The following is a 16,334-nucleotide window of genomic DNA, read 5'->3' as shown; positions in this document are numbered from 1 at the left end:
GCAAGCTGAGCACTCGCCAAACCGTTCCCCGACGGATGCCTTGTACCCTGCGAAGTGGACATGAACGATCCACAGCGACCCCAGCAATTCGGCCCCCCTCAACCGGGGTCCGATTCGGCGTGGTCGCAGGACTATTCCGATTCACCGCCCGTCGACTACCCCGCTTATGCCGATCAGATGCCGTACGCCAGCTACGGCGGCGGCGGTTCGCCCTGGGCGCCTGGCGCATATCAAGCCAACCCCACCCAGCAATTGCCGCCTCAGTACTGGCAGCAGGACCAGCAGCGCGCGGATGAGCTGCCCGGCGGCGAGCCCCCACCGCCGCCGCGCTCACCGCGCTGGCTGTGGTTCGTGGCCGGCGCCTCGGTCCTGCTGGTCATCGGGCTGGTGATCGCGCTGGTCGTGGTGAACGTGTCGACGAAACAGCAGACCGCGATCGAGCCACTCCCCCCGATGCCCGCACCCACCACGACCTTCGCGCCCCCGACGACCAGGACGTCACCGCCGTCCACCACTCGCAGGCCGCCGCGCACCACGACGACCGAACCGAGCACAACGGCCCCACCCGCATCCCCCACCTCCCCGGGAACCATGCAGACCGTGGTCTACACCGTCACCGGAGAGGGGCGCGCCATCAGCGTGATGTACCTGGACACCGGCGACCTGATCCAGACCGAGTTCAACGTCGCACTGCCCTGGAGCAAGCAGGTCAGCCTGTCGACGTCGACCACGCACCCGGCGAGTGTGACGATCGTCAACATCGGCCACAACGTCACCTGTTCGGTGACGGTGGCCGGCGTTCAGGTGCGGCAGCGCACTGGGCAGGGCTTAACCATTTGCGACGCCCCGCTCTGATTCGGCCGGCACCCGCACCACCAGCATCGCCAGCAACCCGAGCAGTAGCACGACGCAGATTCCGCCCAACCCGGCCCGAACGGCGTTGAACACGTCGACAAATACTGAGAACAGCCACGGCGCCAGGAACGCGACCGCCCGGCCCGTCATCGTGTAGAGGCCGAAGGCCACGCCCTCCTTGCCGTGCTGGGCCATCCGCAGCAACAATGCGCGCGCCGAGGATTGCGACGGACCGATGAAAAGACACAGCAGCAGTCCGCAGGCCCAGAACGCGAGCGGGCCCGACAGCATCATCATGGCGAGCCCGGCGGCCAGGATCGCCGACAAGGAAAAGACAATGACCGGCTTGGAGCCGACCCGGTGGTCCGCGAACCCGCCGACGATCGCGCCGACCGCCGCCACCACGCTCGCGGCCACCCCGAAGATCAATACGTCGGCGCGGTTGAGGCCGTACACCTCCACCCCCAGCACGGCGCCGAAGGCGAATATCGCGGCCAAACCGTCCCGGAAGATCGCGCTGGCGACCAGGAAATAAACGAGATTGCGGTCACGACGCCACTCTGAAGTGACGTCGGCCCACAGTTTTCGGTACGCGCCCTGCCCGCTACGGCGGGTGACCGTGCGCGCACCCGGCAGTCGGTGGGCGACCAACAACAGCGGCAGTCCCAGGATCGCCAGCCAGGCCGCGGCCAGCAGCATCGCGGCGCGGACGTTCACCCCGTCGGCGGTCGGCAGGTGCAGCAACCCGCGGGTGTTGCCGTCACCGGTCATGAAGCCGAGGTAGACCAGGATCAGCAGCACAACGCTGCCCACATAACCCGCCGCCCAGCCGAAGCCGGAGATGCGGCCGGCGCTCTGCGGCGTCGAGAGCTGCCGCAGCATCGCGTTGTAGGGAACGCTGGCCAGGTCGCCGCATGCCGCCGTGCCGGCCAGCAGCGCCAGTCCGGCGAAGAAGTAGCGCGAGTCGTCGCGGATCAGCGACATCGCACAGGTCAGTGCGACCGCCAGGCCGGTCAGCAGGCCGAGCGCCAACCGTCGACGATGCGGAGACTCCACCCACACGCCGACCACGGGCGCTAGCAGCGCGATGGTGATCCCGGCGATGGCACCGGCCCGCCCCAGCCAGCTTTCCGGCGTGGCACCCAACGGTGTGCCCACACCCACGCTGCTGGTCAGGTAGACCGAGAACACGAACGTCGCAGCGATCGCGTTGAGCCCGGTCGAACCGCAGTCCCAGAGCGCCCATGCGACTATCCGCGACGGCGAGGTGCCCTGCGGCCGGTGTTCGGCAGGGTTTTCAGTGTCGAGGGTTTCCTGCTCGCCGGCGCCTGTGTCGGGGGACTCCGGCTCACTCATGGTCGGCACTCTATGTGTTTTCCCAGTGACCCGCTGCGAGTGGCTGCCGCACAACGGGTGTCTACGATCGTCGTCATGCCGATACCTGCCCCCAGCCCCGACGCGCGCGCTGTTGTCACCGGAGCGTCGCAAAACATCGGCGAAGCGCTGGCGACCGAGCTCGCCGCCCGCGGCCACAGCTTGATCATCACCGCGCGGCGGGAGGAACTGCTCAACAACCTCGCCGCCCGACTGTCGGACAAATACCGCGTCACCGTTGAGGTACGCCCCGCCGACCTCGCTGACCCAGCCGAACGCGGCGAGCTGTGCGAGGAACTGGCCGCGCGGCAGATCTCAATCCTGTGCGCCAATGCCGGCACCGCGACGTTCGGCGCCGTCGCCGACCTCGACCCGGCCGGCGAGAAAGCCCAGGTGCAGTTGAATGCCATTGCGGTGCACGACCTTACGTTGGCCGTCTTGCCGGGAATGGTCGCGCGCAAGGCCGGCGGCATCCTGATTTCCGGTTCGGCGGCGGGCAATTCGCCGATTCCCTACAACGCGACTTACGCGGCGACCAAGGCGTTCGCGAACACCTTCAGCGAATCGCTGCGCGGCGAGGTCCGCAAATCCGGGGTGCACGTGACGCTGCTGGCACCTGGTCCGGTTCGCACGGACCTGCCCGAGGGCGACGAGAGGTCGCTGGTGGAAAAGCTGGTGCCCGATTTTCTGTGGATCTCGACCGAGCACACCGCCCAGGTTTCCCTGGATGCGTTGGAACGCAACAAGATGCGCGTCGTTCCCGGGGTGACCTCCAAGGCGATGTCGGTGGCGAGCGGCTACGCGCCGCGGGCCATCGTGGCGCCGATCGTGGGTGCGTTCTATAAGAAACTCGGTGGCGGGTAGCGGCTACCTGCGGCGACGCCGACCGGTGCCGAAGATGCTGCGCACCGCTTCGCGTATCGCCGTGTTGATGCCGCTCTTCACCGTGGGATTACTCAGCACTTCCTCCCACATGGCGGGCCCCTTGGGCTCGGCGGGTGCGGGCATGGGCGGGACCTCGTCGTACGTCGGCAGGGGCGGATAGTCGGGCCTGGGCGCCGACGGAGGTGGCGCGGCGGGAGCCTGGTCCGGCGACGGCGCGGTCCGGCCATACTTGTCTTGCAGCCGACTGGATTTGGCCGCGGCCGTCACCGCGTCGGGGCCGATCGCGGCCATCAACGAACGAGGCACCCGCATGCGCGTCCAGGCGACCGGTGTCGGCGCACCCTTTTCGGACAGCACGGTGACGACGGCCTCGCCGATGCCCAGCGATGTGAGCGCCGACTCCAGGTCGTACACATCGGTTTTGGGATAGGTGCGGACGGTCTTACTGAGCGCTTTCTGGTCGTCCGGCGTGAATGCCCGCAATGCGTGCTGAATCCGGGCACCCAGCTGCGACAGCACGTCATTGGGCAGGTCGGTGGGCAGCTGAGTGCAGAAGAACACACCCACACCCTTGGAACGGATGAGTTTGACGGTCTGCTCGACCTGTTCGAGGAAGGCCTTTGAAGCATCGGTGAACAGCAGGTGCGCCTCGTCGAAGAAGAACACCAGCTTGGGTTTGTCGATGTCGCCGACCTCGGGCAGCTGCGCGAAAAGGTCGGCCAGCAACCACATCAGGAAGGTCGAGAAGATGACCGGGCGCAGTGATTGACCGCTGAACTCGAGCAGCGAGATGACCCCGTGGCCCTGATCATCGATCTGCAGCAGATCGTTCGGGTCGAGCTTCGGCTCGCCGAAGAACGTGTCGCCGCCTTCACCGGCCAGATTCACCAGCGCACGCAAGATGACCCCGGCAGTGGTGGAGGACACTCCGCCCAGGGTTTTCAGATCGGATTTGCCCTCGTCACTGGTGAGGCGCCCGATGACGTTCCGCAGATTGTCCAGGGTCACCAGCGGGCGCCCGTTCTGCTTCGCCCAGTGGAAGATCAGACCGAGTGTCGACTCCTGAGTAGCGTTGAGCGCCAGCACTTTTGATAGGAGGACCGGACCGAAGCTCTCGACGGTCGCCCGTACCGGCACCCCCACGCCGCCGGTGCCGAGCGAGAGGAACTCAACTGGGAAACCGCTGGGCTTCCAGTTGTCGCCGGTGTCTTTAGCCCGCTCGGCGGTCTTGTCGTTGCCCTGTCCCGGCCTCGCCAGGCCCGACAAATCGCCCTTCACGTCGGCCATGAAGACCGGGACCCCCGCGGCGCTGAGCTGCTCGGCGATCAGCTGGAGCGTCTTGGTCTTCCCGGTCCCGGTCGCACCGGCCACCAGACCGTGCCGGTTGATGGTGGCCAGCGGGATGCGGATCTGCGCGGTCGGATCGACCTCCCCGCCGACGACGACCGTGCCCAGTTCCAGCGCCTGGCCTTGGACGGCATAACCCGCCGCGATACCTTTGGCGGCCTCTGATTCGGTGCTCATCAGTTCCCCTTGCTGTATGGCAAACATCACCCTACTTGCCAGGGGGTGCAGCAGCGGGCGCTGACGTGGGCTTACGCTTGGGCGCTGTGCGCGACGAATTGGTGTGGATCGACTGCGAGATGACCGGGCTGGATCTTGGGTCGGACAAGCTGATCGAGATCGCCGCTCTGGTCACCGATGCCGACCTGAACATCTTGGGTGACGGAATCGACGTCGTCATCCATGCCGAGGAAGCCGCGTTGACCTCGATGATCGATGTCGTCGCGCAGATGCATGCCCGTTCGGGGCTGACAAACGAAGTCAGGGCCTCCACCGTTGACGTGGCCACCGCCGAGGCGATGGTGCTCGACTACATCAGTAAGCACGTCAAACAGCCCAACACCGCGCCGCTGGCGGGCAACTCGATCGCCACCGACCGGTCCTTCATCGCTCGCGACATGCCCGCCTTGGACTCATTTCTGCACTACCGGATGATCGATGTCAGTTCCATCAAGGAACTCTGCCGGCGCTGGTACCCGCGGATCTATTTCGGGCAGCCGCCCAAGGGTCTGGCGCACCGCGCGCTGGCCGACATTCATGAGTCCATCCGGGAACTGCAGTACTACCGGCGTACCGCGTTCGTGCCCCCGCCGGGGCCCTCTACCAGCGAAATCGCCGCCGTAGTGACCGATCTTCAGGGGGACGCTGAAGCGCCCGAGGTTATCAATTCGGCCGACGAGCGCCCAAGCGGCTAGTATCGACGTCGCCGCTTATCAGCCCGTTGCTACGAGACTGCCCGGCGGCCACGGTGGCTGTAGTTCAGTTGGTAGAGCACCAGGTTGTGATCCTGGATGTCGCGGGTTCGAGCCCCGTCAGCCACCCCATGTAGGAAACCGCCCGATCTGCAATGCAGGTCGGGCGGTGTTCCATCGCCAGGTCTCGGCCCATCCATGCCCCGGTTGAAGTGATCCGAGCGCCGACCACGGAACCGGCGACAGCCGGGGCGCTGTCGGTAGCGGCAGCGACGCGGCTTTGCCGCGGACAGAAGTTGTCATGGCAAGGTGGCGGGGTGAACAGACTCCAGCGCGAAGACGGCGTCACGCTCGCCTATCAGGTGCACAACCCGCTGGGTCAGAAAGTGCCGATCTTGCTCACGCACGGTTTCGGCGCGACCTCGAGGATGTGGGACCGCAATATTGATGCGTTGAGCGTCGACCGGCCGGTCATCGTCTGGGATCAGCGCGGCCACGGCAGCAGCGACGCACCCGAGGAAATGGACCGCTACAGCGAGCAGATCAGCGTCGCCGACATGGTGGCCATCCTCGATGCCGTGGGCGCCGAGCGGGCAGTCATCGGCGGAATGTCGTTGGGTGGCTACCTATCTCTGGCCTTTCACCTCGTGCACCCGCAACGGGTCGCGGGGCTGGTACTGGTCGACACGGGGCCGGGCTACCGCAATGACGACGCGCGCGGAAAGTGGAACGCTTGGGTAGAAAAAACCGCACAACGATTCGAGCGGGGCGAGGGGTCAGCCAGCCGCTCGGCGGAAGTAACGCAGGCGGCACATGAACATCCAGAAGGACTCCCCCGCGCCGCCCGCGGTGTCATGGCGCAGAAAGACGCCCGCGTCATCGCATCGCTCGACAGCATCGCGGTGCCCACTCTGGTGATCGTCGGCGCTGACGACACCGACTTCCTGGCCGGCGCCGACTACATGGCTCGTCACATCGCCAACTCTGCCAAGGTCGTCCTCCCCGACGCGGGGCACGCGGCGAACATGGACCAGCCCGAGGCGTTCAATGCCGCCGTGCGCAAGTTCCTTGAAGAGCTGTAACCAGGATTATTCAAAGCCGGCCAGCGTAATCCGCAGCGCCTGTTCCATGTAGACGTGCATGGGTTCATCCGGTTCCGCTTCCGCGGTCAGCCAGCGGTCGATGACGAATTTCACGGTGGCCAAGCTCGTGTGCACCAGCAGCGCCGGACGGACGTCGACACGGGGGTCCACTCCCATCCGGGATGCGACGTGCTCGACGAATTTGCGCTGATCGGCTTCGCGGATCAGCGTCGACTTGCTCAACAGATGCGGGGCCGTCGCGACCGCCCGCTGCCAGGTGTCGAGGTGCTTGACCTCGCTGGCTTCCCTGGCGTGGGCGACGAACAGCTGGATGAGCACTTCAACCGCCGATTCGCCCGCCGGTCTGGCGCTGAAGGCATCGAGCATCTCGCTGATCGTCTCGCGAACCGGATCGACAAGCAGACCTTCCTTGGTGGGCGCGTGCCGAAAGTAAGTGCTGATCGAGATTCCGGCCGCGGCTGCGATGTCTTCGGTCGTCACGGCATCGAATCCACGCTCGGCGAACAGCTCGTAAGCGGTGTGCTGGATTTGCGAAAGCAACTCGGCGCGACGCCGGTCCCGAAGCGACTCAATGTTTGCTGAGGGCATGCGATCACCTTCGCGAGTCCGACCGGCCGAGCACGTTGCGCGATCCAACGATGGACGTAAGTGAGTGACTCTACACTATTGAAAGTGCCTATCACATAGGCTAGCGTGATACCGCAAAACTGATTGAGCTGCACGGTTGCGGACTCGTGGGTGTTTGAGCGCGGTGGGGGTCGCTCGACGACACTTGACCGAGACCGCTCGACACTTACGAAGCAACCGGTGGGGAGAGCGCCGATGAGATCGGTTTCCGGTACGCGATGACCTTCAGTTCGTTTGCTCGACCGTTCCCCGGATCCGCCTGATATGACCTTGCATCAAGATCCCGCCGTACGCAACGAGCGCCCCGATGACGGCCTCAACACGATAAAGGATTGGGGTGTCGGGTACGTCGACCGCCACCCGCTGGCGTCACTGCGGACGGTCGGCGAGCAGTTCGTCCTGGGCATCCGCACCGTGCAGTACTTCTTCATCGATCTCTTCACCGGCCGCTTCCAGTGGCAGGAGTTCGTCCGCCAAGGCGCATTCATGGCGGGCACCGCCGTCCTGCCGACGATCCTGGTTTCCCTGCCGATCAGCGTCACCCTGTCAATCCAGTTCGCGTTGCTCGCCGGGCAGGTCGGCGCCACCTCGCTGGCCGGCGCCGCCAGCGGGCTCGCGGTCATCCGCCAGGGCGCGTCGCTGGTTGCCGCGGTTCTGATGGCGGCCGCCGTCGGCTCCGCCATCACCGCCGACCTGGGTTCCCGGACGATGCGCGAAGAAACCGACGCCATGGAGGTGATGGGCGTCTCGGTGATTCGCCGCCTCGTCGTACCACGCTTTGCCGCGGCGATCATGATCGGCGTCGCTCTCACTGGCGTGGTGTGCTTTGTCGGCTTCTTCGCCAGCTACATGTTCAACGTCTACTTTCAAGACGGGGCGCCCGGCAGCTTCGTGTCCACATTCGCGTCGTTCGCCACCACCGGCGACATGATCCTGGCACTGCTGAAGGCAATTATCTTCGGGGCGATCGTCGCGATCGTCTCGAGCCAGAAGGGACTGTCCACCAAGGGCGGCCCCACCGGCGTGGCCAACTCGGTGAATGCCGCAGTGGTGGAATCCATTCTGTTGCTGATGATCGTCAACGTCGCCATCAGCCAGCTCTACATCATGCTGTCACCACGGACCGGTTTGTGACGTGACGGCCTCCCCCTACCTACCGCTGGCGCCGCTGACCACGCGCCTGATGCGCTTGTACCGGCGGGGCACCAAGCCGATCAGTCGCCTCGGCCACATGCTGGTCTTCTTCGTGCGGGCACTGGTGGCGATACCGCTCACGCTCCGCCAGTACAACGGCGAGTTTCTGCGCCTGCTGTCAAACATCACCTGGGGCAACGGCTCGATTGTGGTGGGTGGCGGCACGGCCGGTGTCGCGGTGGTACTCGGTATGACGGTCGGCGCCCTGGTAGGCATCGAGGGATACAACTTTCTGGACCTGCTGGGCCTAGGACCGGCGACCGGGTTCGTGTCGTCGTTGGTCAACACCCGCGAGCTGGCTCCGCTGATGGCCGCCATGGCGTTCGCGATGCAGGGTGGCTGCCGCTTCACCGCGCAACTGGGCTCGATGCGCATCGCCGAAGAGATCGACGCCATGGAATCCATTGCCATCAGGCCGATTCCGTATCTGGTCACCACCCGGCTGATCGCCTCGGTGATGGCCATGATTCCGCTCTACGCCGGCTGTCTGGCGATCGGCTACCTGACCACTCAGGTGGTGGTGCAGATCAGCAGCGGCGGGTCATCCGGGTCTTACCTGCATTACTTCTCGTTGATGCTGGCCGGCAAGGACATCATCTATTCGTTGTTCAAGGCCATCATCTTCGTGTGGATCGCCTCCACCATCCAGTGCTACTACGGCTTTTACGCCAGCGGCGGTCCCGAAGGGGTGGGAGTCGCTGCGGGACATGGCATGCGGGCCAGCATCACGGTCATGATCATGGTCAACATGCTGCTGACCATGGCGCTGTGGGGGGTCGATGCCGGTGCGAGGTTCGGTGGTTAGGTTGAGGGCGCAACCGAATTCGTTCGACGTCGACGGGCGCGGCCCATCCGACCGGCAACTGTTCGGCTGTGGCATGGCGGTGGCGATGGTGGCGGTGCTGCTGACCGTGGGTTTGTTGTACAAATCGACGGGGCGGCTCAACGAATACGTTCGGGTGATTGCCGACTTGGTCAACGTTGGCGACGGCCTGCCGCAGAAATCCGACGTCAAATATCACGGTGTGCTGGTCGGCATGGTCAACGATGTGGTGCCGGCCGCCCACGGCAAACCCAACTATGTGCACATCGATCTCAAACCGGAGTACGCCAAGTCCATTCCGGCCGCGGTGACCGCCCGTGTCGTGCCCAGCAATGTGTTTGCGGTCTCCTCGGTGCAGCTCATCGGCAATGGGCCGGGAGCAGTCATCCGGTCCGGCGCGCACATTCACGAAGACACCCAACTGCCGACTGTCCTGTTCCAGACCACCATCAGCAAGCTGCGGGACCTGCTCGCCGCCACCGGGCGCGGCCGCGAAGACCATTCGGTGGGCATCCTGGCCGCGCTCAACGCCGCGACAGACAACCGGCGCACCAAGCTGCTGGGCAGCGCGGCTCAGCTGAATCGCCTGATCGATCAACTGAATTCGATCGTCAGCACTGATACCGGCCCGTCGACGGTGGCTGCGCTCCTCGAGGCCACACAAGGGTTGCAGGCCACCGCGCCGGAACTGCTGGACGCGTTGCATGAGGCCGTCGAGCCGATGCAGACCTTCGCCGAGACACGGGGACAACTGGCTTCGCTGCTTTCCAGCGCCGACTACACGGTCGACACCACCCACCAGTCGTTCAACAATCACATCGACCAGCTGGTCCGGATCTCTACCGAACTCACGCCGGTCGTCGGTGTGCTCGCGATCAAGTCGAACAACTTCGTTCCCGCGGTGGCCAAGCTGGACAACCTGGCGAAGAAGTTCATGGAAGAAGTGTGGATGCCCGAACTCGGGGTCGGCCACATGCGCGCGCGGCTCTCGTTCACCCAGACGTTCGCCTACAGCCGCGCCGACTGCCCGCACTACGGCGAACTGAAGGGGCCGAGCTGTTACACCGCACCGCTGGTCCCCAACAAGCCTGACCTGCCCGATGTGCTGCTGCCCCAGAACTACCAGCCGCCCAAGGATTTGGCGCCACCGCCGGGAACAGTGGTCGGTCCCGACGGCAATCTCGTGGTCGTGGGACCGCCAGCGCTCAACCCCTACCCGAATTTGACCGACCCGAATCCCCCGCTTCCCCCGTTCATCTCACCCTCACCGCCGATCCGGACCGGTGCCAACCCCGACGACCCGGACCCCTCACCGCCGGCGCACGGGCCGGTACCGCCGCCCCCGCTGTTGGGACCACCGGCAGCGGGATCGGTTGTCACCGCTTCATCATTCGGCGGCAACGTCGGACCCGTCGGCAGCGAATATGAGCGAGAGCTGTTGGGCGTCATCAGCGGACGGCCCGCCACGGTCGCCACCGAGTTGCTGCTGGGTCCGATGGCCCGCGGAACAACGGTGTCGCTGGTCCCGTCGACAGGGGGGCCCGGATGAAGTTTCGGGGACCTCTGATCGGCCTGACCCTGTTCATGATCGTGGCCGTGACATTGACGTGGTTGGTCTATGTGAGCCTGCGGCGCGACGTGGGCGGGAAGACTTCGCCCTATGCGGCGATGTTCACCGACGTGTACGGGCTTCGGGAGGGTGACGACGTCCGAGTCGCCGGGGTACGAGTCGGTCGCGTCGAAAAGGTCGAGTTGGACGGACGATTCGCAAAAGTATCGTTCGTACTGCAACAAGAACAGCGCGTCTTCGGCAACACCGTCGCGTCGGTGACCTACCAGAACATCGTCGGCCAGCGGTACCTCGGGCTGTCCCTGGGGCACGAAGGCAGCACCGCCCAGCTCCCGCCCGGCAGCACCATTCCCCTGGAACGCACCGAGCCCTCCTTCGACGTCACCGCGCTGCTCAATGGTTACGAACCGCTGTTCAGCTTGCTCAACCCCCGCGACGCCGACAACCTCACCAAAGGCGTACTCGAATCGCTGCAGGGTGACACCTCGTCACTGGCCACCCTGGTCAGCCAAACATCTACGCTCACTGAGACTTTCGCGGGACGGGATCAGGCACTGGGCGATGTGATCACCAACCTGAACAAGGTGGTCGTCAACCTCGCCGCCCAAAACGACGATCTCGACGGAGTCCTCACCCAAACCCGCGATGTCGTCGCCGTCCTCAACCAGCGGCGCCCGGAGCTGGTGTCCTCGGTGGGCACGATGTCCCGAATGATGACCCACCTGGCCTCCGCCGCACGCGAGGACTACCCGGCGATTCGCGAGTTTATCGATCGTCGGCCCGGCGTCACGCGCCACCTGCTCGATGTCGAGCCGCAGGTGGCGTTCTTCGGCGACAACGTTCCGCTGGTGCTGAAAGGCTTGATCCGCGTTGGCAATCAGGGCGCGTACGGCAACGCCTACGCGTGCGATGTGAACATTTTTGGCTTCTTCCCCGGTCTGAACGACGTGGTGCCGATCATCGTCAACGCCGCGACGCCGGGCAACAAAGCGATGCATACCCCCCGATGCAGGAACGTGGGAGGTAGCTGATCCCATGGCGGATACGTCGCGATGGCAGCGGCACAAGAAGCGGCCCCTGGAGAGCTACAACAAGACATGGCTGGGGTTCAGCGCCTGCGCGGTGGTCGCGGTGCTGATCGGGGCCATGCTGCTGGTCCACGCACTCGGCGCCGGCTACCGGCACTACACCGCCGAGTTCCTGCAGGCGGCCTCGCTGCGGCCGGGAAACCCGATCACCGTGGCGGGCATACCGGTCGGTGAAGTGACGAGCATGAAGCTGGACGGCGACCACGTCGAAGCCGGGCTGAAGATCCGCAACGACGTGGTGTTGGGTAGGGATTCCAAGGCCTCGATCAAGGTCACCACCATCCTAGGCTCGCGCTACCTCGCTCTGGAGCCGAACGGTTCGGGCTCCCTGGCCAACAACACTTTCGATCTTGCCCATACCGAGGTCCCCTATGACCTGCAGGCCGCTTTGCACGATGCCACAACTACTTTCGAGCAGGTTGACTCCGACAGGTTCGCCCAATCATTGGCCGTGCTGGGCAAGCAGCTCGAGAAGTTGCCCCCGGTCGTGCCGCAGGCGATGGCGAACATCGACTCACTGTCGTCGATCATTGCCCAACGCCGTGACCAGCTCGGCCAGCTGCTCAAGAGCACCGAGCAAGTCACCAATACGTTGCGCCGCCAGCAGGCCAATATCGGCAGCGTGGTCAATCAGGCTCAGCAGCTGCTCGGTGAATTCGCCGCGCGGCGGGCTGTCTTCCACGCGATGATGCAGTCCTTGACCAGCTTGGTGGACACCATGAATCAGATCGTGGTCAATGACCGGGCCGGCGTCGACATGTTGCTCAAGGACATGCGGGAATTCACCGACATGGTGGCCAAACACGACGATCTGGTGGGCAACGTGTTGCAGGCCACTCCGATCTTCGCGCGGGAGGCGACCAACCTCACCGGCGACGCGAACGCGGTCAGCTTCAACCTGCCGAGCTCCCTGCTCATCGACTCGTGGATGTGCGCGATCAGCGGACGAGCTCAGCAGTTCGGCATGATCCCCTACTACAAGGACTGCAAATGAGAGCCCGGATCATCGCCGCCGTCGCGATCGTGGCGTCGGTGGTCACCGCGATCGGCGTCGGCTGGTGGTACCTTGCCGACAGAAAAGACCCCATCACCATCACAGCGCAATTCGACAGCGCCTCTGGACTTTACGAGGGCAACGTGGTGGCGGTCCTGGGCATGCCCGTCGGCAAGGTCGTCCATATCCGCCCCAAGGGCGGTTACGTCGAGGTCCAATTCACCGTCGACCGCGATGTCAAGGTGCCGGCGGATGTACAAGCGGTCACCGTGTCGACGTCGATCCTCACCGACCGCCAAATCGAACTCACTCCGCCCTACCGCGGTGGCCCGACATTGGCGAATCACGACACCATCGGCCTGACCCGAACCAAGACTCCCGTCGAATTCAGCCGCGTGCTAGCGGTTTTAGACCGGGTGACCAGGTCCCTCGAGGGTGACGGGCATGGTGCCGGACCCATCGCCGATGTGCTCAACGGGGGCACCGAGGTGGTCAACGGCAACGGCGCCAAGATCAAGGGAGCACTCGACGAGCTGTCCAGAGCGCTGCGGTTGAGCAGCGACGGTGGTGCGGGGACCCGCGCCCAGATCACCACGATCATCAAGAACATGAGTTCGCTGTTCGCAGCCGCAGCCGACAATGACGGCAAGCTACGCGAATTCGCCTCGACCATCCACCAGGTCAGTCAGATCCTGGCCGACGAGGACATTGGCACCGGCAGCACCGGCCGCAAACTCGACCAATTGGTCCAGCGCGCCGGCGACCTCCTCGACGCCAACCGCGACGTCATCCGCCAAGCCCTGCTGAATGGCAACACGGTGGCCAAGACTCTGGTCGACCACCGCCGCGACTTGGCCGAAACCCTTGATCTTGCGCCCCTGCTGGCCGACAACGCCTACAACATGGTCGACCGCGAGAACGGCGCGGTCCGCGCCCACTTCCTCACTGACCGCATGATTTTCGACAGCCAGCTCACCAAAGAGGTCTGCAACCTGATGGGGCTGCGTCAGCTGGGGTGCAGCACCGGCACGGTGCAGGATTTCGGGCCGGACTTCGGCTTGACCTACGTGCTGGACGGCTTGGCCGCGATGGGCCAGAAATGACGGCGAAGCGAATGCGAGTCCGAGGCAAGGCCGTAACCGCGGTGGCGGCCGCGGCGCTGCTCAGTTCCGGCTGCGCCACCAACGGCCTTGCCAGCCTGCCACTTCCGGCACCCGGCCTGGGCTCGGGCGGCTACATGCTGACCGCGGTTTTCTCGAACGCGCTCAACCTGCCGATGAACGCGAAGGTGAAATTGGCCGGTGCCGACGTCGGCCAGGTGGAATCGATGGTCGCGCGCAACTACACCGCCATCACCACCCTGCGTATCCGCGACGGCGTCCTGCTGCCCCGGGGAAGTACCGCCGAACTACGCACCGCCACACCGCTCGGCGACGTGTTCGTGTCGTTGCGGCCACCGGCCGAAACCTCGCCCAGCACACCGTTGTTGAAAAACGGCGACACCATCGATTTGGAATCGACGGCCGCCGCCGCCACCGTCGAGTCGGTGCTGAGTTCGGCGGCGATCCTGGTTAACGGCGGCGCGGTCCGCAACTTCACCAACATCATCAATGGAGTCGGCAAAGCCACCGGCGACCAGGGCCACGCCTTCGGCGACCTGATCCGCAAGTCCAATCAGCTGCTCGGCACCATGGATGCCCGGTCCGGACAAATCTCCAACGCGTTGACGGAATTGTCGCGTCTCAGCAGGGAACTCGACGCCAAGAATCAGACCCTGAGCGACCTGATGGCGGCCGCTAACCCGGCGATGGCCGCGCTGTCCGACAACACCAACGAACTATCGAACCTGCTCATCCAGGTCGGTGACACCAGTCGGGTGCTTTCCCGGTTCCCGTCACTCAACGGAACCGACGCCAGCGGCAGAAGTGTCATCCGGGACTTGAACACCCTCGCCGGCGCCGCCAACGACGTGGCGATAAGCCCGGAAACCAGTTGGCTTCCGCTCAACCGGATGTTGCCCGCACTGATCAAATCGACTTCCGGCAACGCCATTTCCGTGCACGTGGGCGTCGACCAGCTGGTGCTGGGTTCGATCCCGGACATCGGGTTTCCTGGTGACCGAGGACTGCACGGACCCACCAGATTCACCTGGAACGAGATGATCGGCTCGCTCAAGTACACGTTGTGGCGTCTGCAGGAACGCATCGTCGGCCGCGGACCCAACTCGCCTCAGGTCCCGGTGATCCCGGACCCGAACGTCCCCGGCGGCATTCTCATCGCCCCCGGACCGCCGTCACCGGGACCACCACCGTGATCAATTCGCTTGCAGCACATGTTGTCCGCACGGTACGGGCCGCGCATCGACGCCAGGTGTGGTTGTCGGTGGCCGGGCTTGTGCTCACCTTGGTGGTCGCCACCACCTACCTGCTGATCGGTGCGCTGCGGGTGGCGCCGTTCGCGACGTCCTACCGAGTGACAGTGCAACTGACCGAATCCGGCGGGCTGCTCCCCAATCAGGACGTCGCCCTACGTGGGGTCCGGATCGGACGCGTCGAGTCGCTGCAGATCACCGACCGGGGCGTGAACGCCGTCGCAAGTATCTCGTCGAAGGTGCGAATTCCGGCGAACAGCACGGCGCGCGTATCGGCACTGTCACCGGCCGGCGAGCAGTACATCAACTTCGAGGCGGAATCCGACGCCGGACCTTACTTGCGAGACGGCAGCTTCATTGGACTCGACCACACCGGCGTTCCGGTCAGCCTGGCCCAACTGCTTGGTGACGCCGACGGGCTGCTGGCTCAGGTCGATCCGCACAAGATCGAGCTGATCAAGAAAGAGCTGAGCCTGAGTAAGGAAGGGCCGAACAAGCTGGCCGCCATCGTGGATGGCGGGACCATGTTGCTCTCGACGCTCGACTCTGTGCTGCCCGAGACCACCAGCATCCTTCGGACCAGCCGCGTCGTCCTGACGCTGGCGGCCGACAAGAACGCCGGACTGGCCGCAACCACCGTCGACCTCAACCGCACCCTGGCCGGGGTGGCCAGGATGCAGGCCGGTTACCGCCGTCTGACGGCCCAGACACCGCAATCGCTTTCGGCGATCGACAACTTGTTTTCGGACAACTCCGAGACCATGGTGCAGCTACTGGGCAGCCTGGCCACCGCCTCACAACTGCTGTATCTGCGGGTTCCGGCGCTCAATGCGCTCTTCCCCGACTACCGCGGGTCAGTGCTGGACGCCGTCGCCAGTGCCTTCCACGATCACGGGGTCTTCGCCACAGCCGAGCTTTACCCGCGCTATGCATGCGACTACGGGACACCCACGCACCCACCCTCGGCAGCCGACTATTACGAGCCGTTCATGTACACCTACTGTCGCGACGACGACCCCGGCGTGGGAATCCGCTCGGCCAAGAACGCGCCCCGACCCGCCGGTGACGACACCGCGGGCCCACCACCCGGGGCCGACCTGGGACGGCGCACCGATCCGACACCGCAGGGCCGCTTCACAGTTCCCACTCCATACGGCGGCCCGCCGCTGCCCATCGAACCACCGCACTAATCCAA

General features: G+C 64.9%; 15 protein-coding genes and 1 tRNA gene. 13 read left to right on the top strand and 3 right to left on the bottom strand.

Annotated elements, in window-relative coordinates; all coding sequences use genetic code 11:
- The first annotated feature begins 60 nt into the window (after window positions 1-60).
- Entirely contained in the window at window positions 61-855 is a 795-nt protein-coding gene (locus BN972_RS12810; RefSeq protein ID WP_036360751.1) for an MmpS family transport accessory protein, read from the top strand.
- On the opposite strand, the gene BN972_RS12805 is transcribed toward BN972_RS12810, so the two are convergent.
- The gene (locus BN972_RS12805; RefSeq protein WP_080696829.1) at window positions 829-2,211 is read right to left on the bottom strand and encodes an MFS transporter; all 1,383 of its coding nucleotides are present in this window, start codon (window positions 2,209-2,211) and stop codon (window positions 829-831) included. The genes BN972_RS12810 and BN972_RS12805 overlap by 27 nt on opposite strands.
- Window positions 2,212-2,286: 75 nt before the next feature.
- Here BN972_RS12805 and cmrA point away from each other — a divergent pair, with 75 nt between their 5' ends.
- Window positions 2,287-3,093 (top strand): mycolate reductase, encoded by an 807-nt coding sequence (gene cmrA / locus BN972_RS12800; RefSeq protein ID WP_036358329.1) that lies wholly within the window; start codon window positions 2,287-2,289, stop codon window positions 3,091-3,093.
- Between the two features lie 3 nt (window positions 3,094-3,096).
- On the opposite strand, the gene BN972_RS12795 is transcribed toward cmrA, so the two are convergent.
- Complete coding sequence (locus tag BN972_RS12795) at window positions 3,097-4,638, bottom strand: helicase HerA-like domain-containing protein (protein WP_036358327.1); 1,542 nt, start codon at window positions 4,636-4,638, stop codon at window positions 3,097-3,099.
- A gap of 86 nt (window positions 4,639-4,724) precedes the next feature.
- On the opposite strand from BN972_RS12795, the gene orn reads away from it, so the two are divergent.
- The 3 genes from orn (at window position 4,725) to BN972_RS12780 (ending at window position 6,451) form a co-directional block, all read left to right on the top strand.
- The gene (orn, locus tag BN972_RS12790; protein WP_036358324.1) at window positions 4,725-5,372 is read left to right on the top strand and encodes an oligoribonuclease; all 648 of its coding nucleotides are present in this window, start codon (window positions 4,725-4,727) and stop codon (window positions 5,370-5,372) included.
- Between the two features lie 53 nt (window positions 5,373-5,425).
- A tRNA-His gene (locus BN972_RS12785) sits at window positions 5,426-5,501 on the top strand.
- A 185-nt stretch (window positions 5,502-5,686) separates the two neighbouring features.
- Window positions 5,687-6,451, top strand: coding sequence for an alpha/beta fold hydrolase (locus BN972_RS12780; RefSeq protein WP_036358321.1), 765 nt, complete (start codon window positions 5,687-5,689; stop codon window positions 6,449-6,451).
- Window positions 6,452-6,457: 6 nt separating this feature from the next.
- On the opposite strand, the gene BN972_RS12775 is transcribed toward BN972_RS12780, so the two are convergent.
- Complete coding sequence (locus BN972_RS12775) at window positions 6,458-7,060, bottom strand: TetR/AcrR family transcriptional regulator (protein WP_036358319.1); 603 nt, start codon at window positions 7,058-7,060, stop codon at window positions 6,458-6,460.
- A 303-nt stretch (window positions 7,061-7,363) separates the two neighbouring features.
- Between BN972_RS12775 and BN972_RS12770 the strand changes: the two genes are divergently transcribed.
- The 8 genes from BN972_RS12770 (at window position 7,364) to BN972_RS12735 (ending at window position 16,329) form a co-directional block, all read left to right on the top strand.
- Entirely contained in the window at window positions 7,364-8,233 is an 870-nt protein-coding gene (locus BN972_RS12770) for an MlaE family ABC transporter permease (RefSeq protein WP_036358317.1), read from the top strand.
- Between the two features lies 1 nt (window position 8,234).
- Window positions 8,235-9,098 carry an MlaE family ABC transporter permease gene (locus BN972_RS12765; RefSeq protein WP_036358314.1) on the top strand — a complete coding sequence of 288 codons (864 nt, stop codon included), beginning with the start codon at window positions 8,235-8,237 and terminating at the stop codon, window positions 9,096-9,098.
- Window positions 9,099-9,171: 73 nt separating this feature from the next.
- Window positions 9,172-10,665 (top strand): MlaD family protein, encoded by a 1,494-nt coding sequence (locus BN972_RS12760; protein ID WP_235192501.1) that lies wholly within the window; start codon window positions 9,172-9,174, stop codon window positions 10,663-10,665.
- Complete coding sequence (locus BN972_RS12755) at window positions 10,662-11,717, top strand: MCE family protein (RefSeq protein WP_036358308.1); 1,056 nt, start codon at window positions 10,662-10,664, stop codon at window positions 11,715-11,717. The genes BN972_RS12760 and BN972_RS12755 overlap by 4 nt, the downstream gene beginning before the upstream one ends.
- 4 nt (window positions 11,718-11,721) lie before the next feature.
- Window positions 11,722-12,768, top strand: a complete 1,047-nt coding sequence (locus BN972_RS12750; RefSeq protein WP_036358305.1) for an MlaD family protein — start codon at window positions 11,722-11,724, stop codon at window positions 12,766-12,768.
- Window positions 12,765-13,871 (top strand): MCE family protein, encoded by a 1,107-nt coding sequence (locus tag BN972_RS12745; RefSeq protein WP_036358303.1) that lies wholly within the window; start codon window positions 12,765-12,767, stop codon window positions 13,869-13,871. The genes BN972_RS12750 and BN972_RS12745 overlap by 4 nt, the downstream gene beginning before the upstream one ends.
- A gap of 11 nt (window positions 13,872-13,882) precedes the next feature.
- Window positions 13,883-15,082: an MCE family protein gene (locus BN972_RS12740; RefSeq protein ID WP_036360747.1), complete on the top strand. Its 1,200-nt coding sequence runs from the start codon at window positions 13,883-13,885 to the stop codon at window positions 15,080-15,082.
- Window positions 15,079-16,329 (top strand): MlaD family protein, encoded by a 1,251-nt coding sequence (locus tag BN972_RS12735; RefSeq protein WP_036358300.1) that lies wholly within the window; start codon window positions 15,079-15,081, stop codon window positions 16,327-16,329. The genes BN972_RS12740 and BN972_RS12735 overlap by 4 nt, the downstream gene beginning before the upstream one ends.
- The last annotated feature ends 5 nt before the right edge of the window (window positions 16,330-16,334 follow it).

This window comes from Mycobacterium asiaticum DSM 44297 (assembly GCF_000613245.1).
Classification (GTDB): Bacteria; Actinomycetota; Actinomycetes; order Mycobacteriales; family Mycobacteriaceae; genus Mycobacterium; species Mycobacterium asiaticum.
This window is presented reverse-complemented; position numbering and strand designations above follow the sequence as displayed.

Excerpts from the sequence above, each read along its gene's own strand:
- BN972_RS12810 (WP_036360751.1), top strand. The coding sequence starts at position 61 with ATGAACGATCCACAGCGACCCCAGCAATTCGGCCCCCCTCAACCGGGG.
- BN972_RS12805 (WP_080696829.1), bottom strand. The coding sequence starts at position 2,211 with ATGAGTGAGCCGGAGTCCCCCGACACAGGCGCCGGCGAGCAGGAAACC.
- cmrA (WP_036358329.1), top strand. The coding sequence starts at position 2,287 with ATGCCGATACCTGCCCCCAGCCCCGACGCGCGCGCTGTTGTCACCGGA.
- BN972_RS12795 (WP_036358327.1), bottom strand. The coding sequence starts at position 4,638 with ATGAGCACCGAATCAGAGGCCGCCAAAGGTATCGCGGCGGGTTATGCC.
- BN972_RS12775 (WP_036358319.1), bottom strand. The coding sequence starts at position 7,060 with ATGCCCTCAGCAAACATTGAGTCGCTTCGGGACCGGCGTCGCGCCGAG.
- BN972_RS12770 (WP_036358317.1), top strand. The coding sequence starts at position 7,364 with ATGACCTTGCATCAAGATCCCGCCGTACGCAACGAGCGCCCCGATGAC.
- BN972_RS12760 (WP_235192501.1), top strand. The coding sequence starts at position 9,172 with ATGGCGGTGGCGATGGTGGCGGTGCTGCTGACCGTGGGTTTGTTGTAC.
- BN972_RS12755 (WP_036358308.1), top strand. The coding sequence starts at position 10,662 with ATGAAGTTTCGGGGACCTCTGATCGGCCTGACCCTGTTCATGATCGTG.
- BN972_RS12750 (WP_036358305.1), top strand. The coding sequence starts at position 11,722 with ATGGCGGATACGTCGCGATGGCAGCGGCACAAGAAGCGGCCCCTGGAG.
- BN972_RS12745 (WP_036358303.1), top strand. The coding sequence starts at position 12,765 with ATGAGAGCCCGGATCATCGCCGCCGTCGCGATCGTGGCGTCGGTGGTC.
- BN972_RS12740 (WP_036360747.1), top strand. The coding sequence starts at position 13,883 with ATGCGAGTCCGAGGCAAGGCCGTAACCGCGGTGGCGGCCGCGGCGCTG.